10 protein-coding genes are annotated in these 12,718 nt (G+C 59.7%); all 10 read right to left on the bottom strand.

The window, feature by feature from the left end; all coding sequences use genetic code 11:
• Position 1: 1 nt before the first annotated feature.
• A complete protein-coding gene (locus AC1Z3W_RS08085) occupies positions 2-253 on the bottom strand; it encodes a PAAR domain-containing protein (RefSeq protein WP_057924960.1) in 252 nt (83 codons plus the stop codon).
• A 24-nt stretch (positions 254-277) separates the two neighbouring features.
• Positions 278-1,153, bottom strand: coding sequence for a tetratricopeptide repeat protein (locus AC1Z3W_RS08080; RefSeq protein ID WP_124832232.1), 876 nt, complete (start codon positions 1,151-1,153; stop codon positions 278-280).
• Between the two features lie 14 nt (positions 1,154-1,167).
• The gene (locus AC1Z3W_RS08075) at positions 1,168-4,254 is read right to left on the bottom strand and encodes a glycoside hydrolase family 19 protein (RefSeq protein WP_483507412.1); all 3,087 of its coding nucleotides are present in this window, start codon (positions 4,252-4,254) and stop codon (positions 1,168-1,170) included.
• 60 nt (positions 4,255-4,314) lie between these two features.
• A complete protein-coding gene (locus AC1Z3W_RS08070; protein WP_483507411.1) occupies positions 4,315-6,819 on the bottom strand; it encodes a type VI secretion system Vgr family protein in 2,505 nt (834 codons plus the stop codon).
• A 4-nt stretch (positions 6,820-6,823) separates the two neighbouring features.
• Entirely contained in the window at positions 6,824-6,979 is a 156-nt protein-coding gene (locus AC1Z3W_RS08065) for a hypothetical protein (RefSeq protein WP_185734337.1), read from the bottom strand.
• 433 nt (positions 6,980-7,412) lie between these two features.
• Positions 7,413-8,516, bottom strand: coding sequence for a porin (locus AC1Z3W_RS08060; RefSeq protein WP_057924957.1), 1,104 nt, complete (start codon positions 8,514-8,516; stop codon positions 7,413-7,415).
• 63 nt (positions 8,517-8,579) lie between these two features.
• Positions 8,580-8,999, bottom strand: a complete 420-nt coding sequence (locus AC1Z3W_RS08055; RefSeq protein WP_057924956.1) for a DoxX family protein — start codon at positions 8,997-8,999, stop codon at positions 8,580-8,582.
• A gap of 178 nt (positions 9,000-9,177) precedes the next feature.
• The gene (locus tag AC1Z3W_RS08050; RefSeq protein WP_483507410.1) at positions 9,178-10,455 is read right to left on the bottom strand and encodes a c-type cytochrome; all 1,278 of its coding nucleotides are present in this window, start codon (positions 10,453-10,455) and stop codon (positions 9,178-9,180) included.
• Positions 10,456-10,457: 2 nt separating this feature from the next.
• Complete coding sequence (locus AC1Z3W_RS08045; RefSeq protein WP_483507409.1) at positions 10,458-12,077, bottom strand: GMC family oxidoreductase; 1,620 nt, start codon at positions 12,075-12,077, stop codon at positions 10,458-10,460.
• The gene (locus AC1Z3W_RS08040; protein WP_175824578.1) at positions 12,077-12,583 is read right to left on the bottom strand and encodes a sugar dehydrogenase complex small subunit; all 507 of its coding nucleotides are present in this window, start codon (positions 12,581-12,583) and stop codon (positions 12,077-12,079) included. The genes AC1Z3W_RS08045 and AC1Z3W_RS08040 overlap by 1 nt, the downstream gene beginning before the upstream one ends.
• Positions 12,584-12,718: the final 135 nt, after the last annotated feature.

Raw genomic sequence — 12,718 nt, 5'->3', positions numbered from 1 at the left:
GTTACGCGAGGCTCGAAATCAGGTGGCAGCCGCATGTCGCTCGATGGCCGTGTCGCGCAATCGGAATGCCGTTGTCCTTCATCGATTCGTCACCCTCCTCGATGACGTTCGGCGACACGTCGGGATGCTGCGGACACGATACCCGGTCGCCTTTGCGGGCGACATAGCGGCCATCGAATTTCATGGTCGATGAGCCCGTTTCGACTTTACCGCCGTGGTCTGTATCGTCACCCACTCGGATTAGATTCATCATATTTAAAAGCAAACAAAAAATAAATTACCTTATCCTATCCAGGACCCTAGGGGGAATTTTTTCGGAAAGTCCTTTCGCATTCATTTGGCGCTTGTACTCCCGATACTCAGGAGTCGCCAATTCTTTGGCATCAATATCCCAATATGCATCGGCCAAATTTAATCTAGCCACGGCTCGATTTGGAAATTTTTTTACCAAAGACTGCAACACCTCCACGGCATCGCCGCTCCTCTTATATTTTTCCAGATAAAACGCCAAATTATTGATATCCTCAACATTGCTTGCATCGATATACGATCCAAGCTCAGCCAAGCGAAAATCAGGCACCTCAGCGATATACTTCTCCAGCGACGACTGCTCTCGTGCAGCCTTTTTGAAATCATCCAATTCACTGCGAATTTCGCTCCGCACCTGCTCTTTTGGCTCATAAGTCAGCGAATCATTTTTCCCTATAGTCGAACAACCACTTACCCGTAAAACATCTTCCGTTGGAACTACCGTTCCAGACGTAATGTCGGATTTTTCTCCAGTAACTTGACGGATCAAGCACCAGTTTTTCTCGTTGGCACTCCACTTGTAAATGTAGCGATATATCTGCCCCCCTTGACTAGAACAGCTCCCATCAACAGTCAGCAGATTTGTATGTGGAATAATATAGATGCCCATCATGCTACATTCATCGAAGCCCTCAACCCTATACGAAAGCGATCGCTGCAACGAAGGCGAGTAATATTGAATATTCAATCCATTATTTGCAACTTCAGATGTGAAGGTGCCAAATTTCCCAACCCCCTCAAAGTCGCCAACCATTTTATTATTATTCGACAGCGCCCAGGCAGGAGAGGCACACAAAGCCAATAAGTAAAAAATTATAATGCTCAATGCATTTCTTCGATTCATGATCAGACCCTTAATTAAGATTTCATTAGCGCCGCAAGTCTCGCTTCAGCATGCGGACGCACAATGGCGATATGATACCAATTCTGATCTTTTAGCTTGCCATGCTTATCTACCGGCTTACCCGCCGCATCATCAAGATCAAGGTATCGTCTAAATCCCTTGATGGCCTCGTCTTTATCCTTGGGCGTGCCTGACACTGCCGACCCTGGATCGTGCCAATGCCCCCAACCAAATGATGCGCGCCTCTCGTTATAGGCGCGACTTTCCTCAAATCTATATACACCCGCCCGATTCAGCTTTGCGCAAGCCTCTATCCCGAGAGCTTTGATAGCGCGATTGAGATAGCTCAACCGATGGTCGTACCCATTAAAGCCACCATTTATAATACGAGTCACCCAAATCAAATCATCTTCTTCGCTAGGCTTGAGCAAGCTGACGTGAATGGCAAAAAACCAAGCCGCCGACAAAACCGAATGCGGAGCCTTCTCAACCTTCTCAATCGCCGGCATCCCGGACGTTACATCCTCGCCGGAGTAATCTTGATAGGCTTGGTAATTTTCCTGGTGCGTAAGTTGAATTAACCCCCGACCTCGCCACGGATCATACTCAAGTGGACTATTATTCTTCGACAACTCTCGGGTATATCTGAACTCGCCACTTTCCGTAAGAATTTGAGAGATGAAATAAGCGCGCTGCATACACGCGTCGATCTTGTAATCAACAAACGCCTGATTTATAGCATCAAGATACTCGTTAATTTTCGCATCACCACAGACCGTCGCAATTTTCCGCATGCTTGATAGCTCAAGTCGTGAGCCAGCGCAATTGCATCCACCACTTACCAGAAAATTCCCGATCAATCCAATCGGATGGAGGTGCCAAGGCGAAAGGTCCGAGGGAAACCCATCAACCCCCTTGATTTGCTCCCACCATTGAAGTTTCGCGAGCCGGTCTAGTTCCGTCTTCCACATCTCGGTCTGCTTCTGCATGAGTGGGGTGAGTTCTTCCCACTTGCCGAGACCGCCGCCCCATTCGGTTTCGTTGCGCACCACAAGATGCGATATCGCTTCGGCCATCCAACGCGTTTCCAGTGCGTGTTTCAGTTCTTGTGCCGTCACCTTCCCGTCGTGATTCGTATCGATCGCCTTTTCAAGTTTCGTGATGAGTTCACCGGCGTTGACCTTCGCGGCTACCCCCATAAACTCGGTGCCGTCCTCGTCCGCCAGATATTGCTCGGTCGTATGGATGTGACGTTGGAACATATCGACAGGGCGAACGCTGCCGTTGTTGACCAATTCGAAACCCGGCCATTCCCAAGAACTCCGAAATTGTACGTGTGGGTGGTCTGTGTCGCACACCCAGCCTTTCAGCTCGGAGCCGTCCTTCGAACCAATCGTGATATTCCACCAATGATGGCCCTTGTCATCAATTGCGACGTTGCCCGCGCCAAGCGTGTCGAGTTCGGCACGACGAAGCACGTCCCGGAAATCCGCGCCCGGCCCGCTCGCCTTGGAAACGTCCAGCGGAAAGTTCTGCCAGCCCAAAACATTCGCTGTGCTGATCGTGTTCGCGAGACTGCTTTCGACCCACAGCGGTTTCCCGACATCCGTGAACGTTTGCCCAGCCTTCTGCTTGCCCTTCGCGGGCTGGGTCGTCACGCTCTTCGGCTGCACCTTGATCCAGCGCGAACCCTTCACATCGCCGATTGGCACAAGCTTCAATCCGGCTTGGGTCAGTTTCTGATCCGGCGCGGGAATCTCGCTCACCAATTTCGCCCCCGGCTCGATTTCCAGAAGCGGTTTGTTTTTGTCGTTCAGTTCCTTGGCGCGATTGCGGCTTTGGTCCATGAAATCCTTGAAATCCGAACCCGCGAACACTTCGAGATGCAACATCGGGTGGTTCGGCTGGGGCGGTATCGGACTGGCTTTCATGGGCCATTGATACTGGCCGACATGCGCGACGACGTCGCCCGCCTTGACGCGCTGCGGCTCCTTCAGGACCACGACAGTATCAAGCGGCTGCGGATCGACAACAGCATCCAGTTCCCCTTTGAACACGTAGCCCCAAGGCGCTTGAGGCGATACGGGCTGACCGACGACAGCCGACAAGATCGTCCCCGATTTGACGGTCTTGATCTTGATCCAGTCCGGGTGCGCAGGGTCGCCTTCGCCTGCAATCACTTCGGCACCATTCGGCAGCAGACCGATCACCTTGCCTTTAGGCAGGTCACGAATGTTCAACCCAGTCTCGGGAGCCGGTGGATCGACATCTTGATCGCTGTTCGCGGGCGGCGGTTCGTTCGAATTGGTGTTGTTAATCGGTAGATTATCGGCCCCATCGGTACGCGTCGCAGGCGACTGCGTAGGTGCTTTCGGCTTCGGCGCAGACTGCTTGTCCTTCGCCTTTTCACCAGCCCGATAATACCGGTCGCCTTCCCAGTACGACATTGGTGACGGGAGCGGTTGATCTGGATGCCGATCGGTTTTCGCTTGTCCCATCGCCTTCTGATAGGTCTTCCAATCCATCGTGTGCATGTACAGGCTGAAGAACACAAGGGATTTGTCGCTTGCCGGTTTGCTGCCGGGCGCTGGGTTATCGGCTGGGGCGGGTGTCGGCGCGGCGGTAGTCGATGCTGGCGCGGGAGCCGATGCGGGGGCCGACGCCGGTTTTGCGGGTTCTTTCGGTGCCGGTTTCGGCGGCAGTTTCAGTTCATGCCGGACCAGCACAAAACCGGTCGAGTAGTGCGCCAAGCCAAGGTTGTTCGGGTACGTCGTTTCCTCGTATTGCGTGTTCAGCCGGTACGCAACAATCTTGCCGTCCGCGATGGCGCGCACACCGCTGTCCTGCTTCAACATTTCGGCACTGCCTTGGGCGAAGTGCACGCCCCCATGCCACATGCCGCTGACACCCATCGGATAAAAACCGTTTTCGCACTTCGCCAGTGCATTGAAATACGTCGTCGGGTCAGTCGCGTCGGCCTTCCCGACGGGTGTAAAGGGATACGCCCAGCTCAACGGCGTGTCGGCGGGTTCCGTTGGCTTCGGTGCCGATTGCGGCGCGGCCGCTGGATGATGTTTCTTTTTGTGCGTTGTCTTGCTCATGATTCCCGACTCGGATTCGGTTTCAGAATTTTTTATGTCGTACTATACCGCCCGCGCGGCTCAACCGGAGAACACAGTAAAGCGCCCGCCCTCTGTCGATATCGGCGACGAATACAGCGGGTTTTGCAGCGAGCCGCTTGCGGCACCGGCTTTTTCCCAATCCGCGCACTTCTCAACAATCTGGCCCGACGTTGCGTTCTCGATCATGTTCGCCGTCAGCTTGATATACGAACCGTTCGCGCCGATCCAGATTTCATCCGCCGACAGGTACATCTTCTTACCCGCCGTAATCTTCACGTCCTGCGAGGCCGCCAAGCTCATCGAATCATTCTGCGCCTGTAGGTCTATCGGGCCGCTCGCTGCGTAGATTTTGACGCCAAGCTTTTCCGCAAACAGGCTAATCTGTTCCAGTACGCTTGCGAGCAACGCCCGGCCGGCCGCAAGGTTGATGTCTTCCCCGGCGACCACGTTGGTTTGCTTGTTGGCCGTGATATGCGCCGATCCTTGCGTTGACGCGGCGATGCCTTCCGGGCTGGACAGCAGCATGATCGGCTTCGCGAAGCCGTTCGCATTGCCCGTGCCGCCGCCTGCCGTGCGACCGCCCTTGCTCGTGCCTGCGACCGCATGCTGCGTGGCGTCCGTGAAGGATTTCAGCGCGTCGCGGCCGGGTTGCTGGCTTTGTGCCCGATTCGTCTGGCTCGCCTTCGAAGTCGTTTCCAGCATCGCTTCGGCGCGGGTGAGTTGTTCGGATGCAGCCGTCGCACTCAACGGCTGCGTAGCCGCCGGTTGCGTCGACACATAGAGACCTTGTTCGGCCCGCACCGCACCGTAGCCCAATGACTTGAGGTCGAAGCCATGGCCAATGAACGCGCCGCGCGTGTTGCCCGAATGCTGGATCAGGTAGCCCAGGTGGAGGTGAGAGCTATAACTCGTTGAGTACAAATGCAAGCGGTTCTGCCCGCTGGCGTCGTCCATCATCAGTTGGTTGTAACCTTCACCACCGTATTCGCGCGACAACAAACCAGAGGTCAGCCCGTGCGTATGCCATTCGGGCATGCTTTCGCCGCCGTGCATTCTGGACAGGATCACGGGACGGTCACAATCGCCGTTAATGAAGCCGACCAAGACTTCGTCGTTCTTGCGCAGCGGAAACATGCCACCACGCTTGAAACCCGCATCGGGCATCGCCGCGCGTATCCACGCCGACACGTTCTGGTCGCCGTCCTTGAGCCGATCGGATGTCAGGCGAACCTTCGCGCGCAGCATCGCGTCCGTATAGATTTCCTCGTTGTCCGGCCCGCCGATGATGCCGGTCTGAAGCTGCATGACAGGCTTCTTGTGTTCGAACGGACTACGAAATGCGACGCGACGCCGTTGCGCTTCGATTTCGACGTGGAAGAATCCAACGCCGCCATCCTCGTGGCGCACGGCCGAACCCGTGCCAGTCGCCCGCGCTTGCTCGACCTCCGCGCGCAGGCTCTTGCGAAAGCGCGTCAAGTTCTCAATACCCGGCACATTGTTTTGGATAAGCCAGTTCACCGAGAGAATCGCCATCTCTCGATCCTGCTCCGACTGCGCATCGTGCACGGGGTGCCCTGTCAGCACGCCATAGCGGCCCGGCCATGCGCAACGCAGCGCACCCACCCCGTAGAAGCGCTGCGCGCGCGAGCGCCATTCCTCTGCGATAAAGTTTGCCTGATTCTCACCCATATCGCGATCCGACCACGTATGTGACCCGGTGTATTCATACTGCTCGCCCAAGCCCGGAACGTCGTCAAGATCGAACGCAGGCATCGTGACGTGCTTGGAAAGGTCCGGGCGCTTGTAATCGAATGTGCCCGTGTCGAGTTCGGCGGACTGGATTTCTTGCGAATCGATCCACTCCCCAAGGCCGTCAAATTCCTCGTCCTGCACCGCGCCGCTGAACGAAATGGTCTTGCGCATCAACTCGGGAACCGAGAACAGATCGTCCATGATGACGACCTTGTGCGATTTGCCGTCCTGCGCGATATCGAAACGCGGAAAGAGGCCGAGTTCCTCGAATGTGCGGTGGACGTAGTTCCAGTCTGACTCCCATTGCATCCGTTGAGAATACGAGCGCAGCGCTTGGCGCACTTGCCACGTCACGTTACCGGATGCTTGCGGATACTTTCCAAGCACGTCAGATACGGTTTGCTGCGCGGGGGTCTCGATCCAGTCGCGCCGGTCGCTGCCGAGTCGAAGCAGCGCGAGGAACGAGTTGAATCGAAGCTGGTAGTAGGTGTTCGCGCCGTCCGCGCCCAAGCGACTGAACGCAGTTACATAACCGTGAATCGGCATTTCACTGCCGTCCGTTTGCCGAATCCACAGCGTCACGGATTGCCGGATCAGCGTGTTGGCCTGAATCGTTTCGAGCCGCGTCGACGTTGCGTCGATCGTGAATTCGAAGTCTCGCCCCAGACATGCGCGCCCCCGGACATAAAGCGGGACCAACCAGTCTTCACCAAGCGGCGTATCAAGGCGGACAATGCGTCCGTGTTGCACGTACTGTGCGCGCAGTGTCTTGTTCAGGAGATCGGAAACCATCGGGCTACCCCGTGCTGGGTTGTAACAAAAACAGCCGCCGGGCAGCAGATTGGTATTTTTCATCAAAACGAGAAAAGGCCCAGAATTCCAGCCGCTGCTGGGGGCCTTCAGCCTCGACGCGGTTCAAACCGCTGAATCGCGCCCAGCCGGAATTCATCATATCAAATCGTGATCTACCCCGGCATGCACTGATGATGTTTCACATTCCGTGTCGCAGCGCGTCGGAACCATGCATTCCTTACATCATGCTGTCGAGCACAACGATGTCGCGGCGAGGTGCAGCCGCGCGGATCGTCGCGCATGGCAAAAGTTGCATGGCAAAAGTTTCCAGTCCATAAACGTCAGAGAATGTGAATCCATCGAGCGCGTACTATCCGCGACGCAATGCTTGTGCACGCCCTGCGCCGCCCGCGGCGAACCGATGACCGAGCGACTTGCAGGCGGCGATATAACAACCGCCGCGGCTGGCACGACGCGTCCGAATCCGCCCGCCGACACCCATTTGTTTGCCGCGATGATCTTCGCAATCGCTGTAAACGCAAAAAGGCACGGGCCTCTCCGCCCGTGCCTTTCCCGTGAGCTATCCACCCCGCTCAGAACGTATGCATCATCCCCACATACGCGCCCGTCTGCGACTCGCCCGTCATCGGGCTCGTGCCCGACGTCGCGTCGCGCGGCGACGCGAGCAGCGAGAAATTCGAGTTGCCGCCGTTGCGCACGTAAGCGACCGTGCCATACAGGAACGTGCGCTTCGACAGGTTGTACGTGGTGCCGAGCACATACATGATCGCGTGGCCCGACGGATCGTGCGACGCATCGCCGCCGCCGTCGCCCACCTTCACGTAGTACCCGCCGCCCGTCACGGCCCACTGCGGAGTGGCCGTGTAGGTCGCGCCGAGCCAGTAATGATCGGCGCGATCGGCAACACCGGCCGGGCTATCCGGCGCCTGGTAGTGCGTATACGCGCCCTGGATCTTGAACTTCGACACCTTCACGTTCGCACCGACGAAATACTCGCGCGACGCGGTGAAGATGTTGCTGAACTTGCCGTTGTTGTCACGCAGCTCGTCGTAGATGCCGCGCACGTCGAGCACCGGCGAGTGGTACGAGAGCATGATCCCGTCCGAGCGGCCGAAGTCGTCGGCCGCGCCGTAGTTGAAGCCGCGCGACTGGTTGCCGAATGCATACTGCGCCTGCACGTCGAAGCCGCCGAACACCGGGCTGTGATATTCGATGTTGTTGCTGCTCTGCTGCCAGTTGCGACCACGCACGAGCGATGCGGACGAAAACGCCTGCTGAACGAACGGATCAAATTCCCACACGCCGTCGCTGTCGATGAACAGATTGCGGCCGGCCTGCAGCTGGCCCCACGTGTCGCTCTTCAGCCCGACATACGCGCGGCGCGACCACATGCGTCCGCCGCCCGTGGTGCCGTTCATCACCTGGAACGCGGTTTCCAGGTTGAACACCGTCGACATCCCGCCGCCGAGATCCTCGACGCCCTTCAGGCCGAACATGCTGGTGCCCCAGTCGCCGCCTTCCGCGCTCCAGCGCGTCGAACTGCCATTCGGCGTCGCGATGTGGTTCAGGTATTCGACGCCGCCGTCGATACGGCCGTACAGCGTCACGCTGGTCTGTGCGAACGCGGCCGCCGGTGCGGCGGCCGCGATCAGCCATGCGAAGTGTTTGAGTCGCAAAATGATGCCCCCTCGGAGTCTCGACCGTCCGACACGCGCCCCATGCGCGCGCCGGCGGCCTGTTCACCCGCGATCGATCGAAAAACGCCCGGGGCCCGCCGCGCAGAGCGCAAGCAGGCCGCCCGAGATCGCGATGTTCTTGTAGAAATGAATCATGTTGTTGATCTGCTCGCCGCCCGTCATCGTCCAGTAGTGGTGACCGATGATCGCGGTGCCAATCGTGTACAGCGCAAGCAGCAGCGCGAGCGGCCGCGTCTGGAAGCCAACGAGGATGGCGATGCCGACGAACAGCTCCATCACGACGGCGATCGCCGCCGAGATGATCGGCGCGGGCGCGCCCTCGCTTCCCATGAACGCGATCGTGCCGGAGAAGTCGACGATCTTCTTCCAGCCGAACATCACGAACAGGATCACGAGCAGGATTCGGGACAGCAGCAGCAGCACATCGCGCTGGGACGCGAGAAACGGTTGATTCGGTGTCATGGTGTGATCAACGAAAGCGATGCGCGAACCGCGCGCACCGGATTGCCAACGAACCAGGACAGGCGGCCGCCAGTGCCGCCCGCCCCGCTCTGCAACAACCGGCATCGGGGCCCGCCCGATGTGCTGTGCTCCTCCTCTTGTCAGTGTTGCCCTGCTTCGTGCCGCGTCGTGCGTGACATCAACGCGCCTTCGCGACGTCCTGCTCGGTCACCTTCGCGGCCGGGTTGCCGAACTGGCCGGTCAGGTAGTTCGCCAGCGCGGCGATCTGCGCATCCGACAGCTCGTTGCGGAACGCGGGCATCCCGACGTCCTCGCTGCCGGCCTTGCGCTGCACGCCGTTCAGGATCACCTGCACGAGGTTCGCCGGATTCGACGCACCCACCGTCGAGTTGTGGAACAGCGACGGGTAATAGCCGTCCGGCGTGCCCTTGCCCTGCATCTGGTGGCACGTCGCGCAGTTGCCGAGATACAGCCGCGCCGGATCGATGCCCGACGACGCGAGCGCCGCGCCGCGCAGCTTCAGGCCGTCTTCCGCCGGCTTGCCCCACGACGAACGCGATTGCTTCGCGTCGCCGTTGGCGACGGCCGGCACCGTGCGGATGTACGTCGCGATCGCGCCGATGTCGGCGTCGGTCATCTTCGAGAAGCTGTGCTCGACCGCCTCGGCCATCGGACCGGCCGCCTGCGCGACGCCCGGCACGCTGCCGGTACGCAGGTACTGGACGAGCTGCTGCTGCGTCCAGCCGCCGATCCCCGCGTTCGGGTCGGACGTGATGTTGTAGCCGTCCCAGCCGGCCAGCACCGAGCCCGACAGGAAGCTGCCGCCCGTCTCGTCGAGCGACTTCTCCTGCATCGCGATGCCGCGCGGCGTGTGGCAGGTGCTGCAGTGCGCGAGGCCCTGCACCAGGTACGCACCGCGGTTCCACTCGGCGCTCTGCGACGGATTCGGCTCGTATGCACCATCCTTCAGGAACAGCCAGTTCCAGATCTTCAGCGGCCAGCGCATGCTCAGCAGCGCGGGGATCTCGTTCTTCGGCGGCGTCTGCTTGACCGGCTCGACGCCGTGCATGAAGTACGCGTACAACGCCTGCACGTCGCCCTCGTTGATCTTCGCGTACGACACGTACGGCATCGCGGGGTACAGGTTGTCGCCGTTCTTCGACACGCCGTGACGCACCGCGCGCTCGAAGTCGTCGAACGTCCAGTTGCCGATGCCCGTGTCGGGGTCCGGCGTGATGTTGCTCGTGTAGATCTTGCCGAGCATCGGCACCGGCATTCCGAGACCGCCGGCGAACGGCTTGCCGCCCTTCGCGGTGTGGCAGGCCATGCAGTCGCCCGCGACCGCGAGGTATTCGCCGCGCTTGATCTGCGCGGGATCGGCCGAATCGGCCGCGCGCACGAGACCCGGCAGCGCGAGGCAACCGGCGAGGAGGAAGGTGAGAGTAGATTTCCGCACGGTCAGACTTCCTTCTTCAGCGTGTCCGACATCCGCAGCGCCAGCGCCGCGATCGTCAGCGTCACGTTTACCGTACCGACGGTCGGCATCGTCGAGCTGCTCGAGATGAACAGGTTCGGATGGTCGAACGTGCGGCAGTCCTTGTCGACGACCGAGTCGCGTGCATCCGCGCCCATGATCGTCGCGCCCGTGATGTGGTTGTTCGGCGCGAACTCGTCGTTGAACACGACGTCCGTGCCGCCCAGCACCTTCGCGGCCGTCGCGTAGACCTCGCGCGTATGCACGGCGCCGCGCTTCACGTAGTCGTCGATCGCATACGTGATTTCCGGGCGCGGAATGCCGACCGCGTCGGTGGCCGTCTTGCTCGGCACGATGCGGTTCTCGGGCTGTGGCAGGATTTCGTGGAAGCAGTCGAACTGCACGTAGCGCGCGGAGCGATCGCGAATCTGTGCGTCGAGCGCCTCCGACTTCATCAGCTTGCCGGCCTTGAAGATCTTCTGCGTCTCCTGGTTGATGCGCGACATGTTCGACAGGTGGATCTTCTTCGCGGCTTCGGTCGCCCGGAACGAGCCGTCGCGGAAACCGATCAGCGACGTCATCTCCTGCGGGCCGCGGCCCGGCCACAGCTTGTCGCTCGCGTAGAACGACACGCCCGTGCCAGGGTGGTCCATCAGGTTGCGCCCGACCATGTCGGAGCTGTTCGCGACACCGTTCGGGAAATCGCGGTTCGCCGACATCAGCAGGATCTTCGGCGTCTCGATGCCGTTCGCGGCCACCACGAAGTACTTGCCTTCGACGCGATGGTCGGCGCCCGTCTTGTCCTTGTAGATCGCGGCGACGATGCGCTTGTCCGGACCCGTCTCGAGCTTGTAGACGACCGCGCTGTCGATCAGCTTCGCGCCGGCCTGCTCGGCCTTCTCGACGTGCACGATGCCGTTGTACATCGCGCCGATCGGGCAGATCGGCATGCAGTTGTTGTTCCCGCAACAGGTCGGCCGGCCGTCGTACGGACGGCTGTTGCGCGCGACCGGCTCGGTCACCACGTGGAACTTCGGGTCATAGCCGTTGAGCGCGCTCTTGATCGTCTGCTCGTTGAACGACAACGGCAGCGGCGGCATCGGGTACGGCTCCTTGCGCGGCGAGTACAGGTCTTCCTCGGGGCCGGGGCCCCACACGCCGAGCTCTTCCTCGGCGCGCTGGTAGTAATGCTCGAGGTCGTCGTACTGGATCGGCCAGTCGCGGCCGACGCCGTACACGGTCTTCATCTTGAAGTCGTTCGGGATGAAGCGCCACGCCGACGCGGCCCAGTGCCACGTCGTGCCGCCCACCGCGCGGATGTATTGCGAGTTGAACTTGTGCTCGCCCTTCAGGATCAGGTAGTCGTTCGGCGGGCCGTATTCCGGATGCGGCGCCCACGGGCTCGACGGGTACGGCGCCATGAAGTCCGTCTTGTCGGGCTGGTTGCGAAAGCGCTCGACGATTTCCCAGCGCGGCATGCGCGGGCCTGCTTCGAGCAGGATCACCGATTTGCCCGCCATCGCGAGCTGATGCGCGACGATCGCGCCGGCGACACCGGACCCGACGACCACGACGTCGGCTTTTTGCGTATCGGTATCGGCCATCAGGCTTGCCTCTCGATCGGTTTTTCGGCCCAGAAGCCGGGTTTGTTGGGGCAATACGAAGGGATCACGAGCGTATCGGATACGACGCTGAACATTAATGCTTCTTCGTAGGCAATCACGACGTTGTCGACGACGCCGAGATACCACGCGCCGAGAATCGACAGCGCGGATGCTTCCTGATCGGGACTCAACGAGCCGGATGCGAGCGCGCCGGCGAGTTGCGACAGGCCGTCGGCCGTCTTGAACGAGCCCTTCTGCAACGCCTGCAGGTAGCGTTCGCCGAGCACGCGGCTCAGCCCTTTCTTGCCTGTCAGTGCTTCCGACAGCGTCATGAACGTGTCGAGCGGCGCGGTGCCGGGATTATCGGCCAGGGCCCGCAACGCCAGCGAGCCGGTGAGGCCCGCCGCCGTCAGCGCCAGTGCGCCCTGCAGCCATTGACGCCGCGTGATGCCGGATGCGGCTGCGTCGTTGTCACGACGCGAGTGGGGGGTGTTGTCGTTGTGCATGTTTCCTTCTCTCGAACACCGGATTCGGGAAAACCACGCTTGATATTTCTCAAACTTTCGCGCGGCCCTGAAATGTACGCGCACAATTCGGATTGGACAATGCTTTTATAGTCCATTAAATGTTCCGCAATCCGA

The sequence above is a fragment of the Burkholderia sp. 10_S31 genome, from assembly GCF_056930375.1.
The sequence above is the reverse complement of the archived record's forward strand: the minus strand, read 5'-3'. Positions and strand labels throughout refer to the sequence as shown.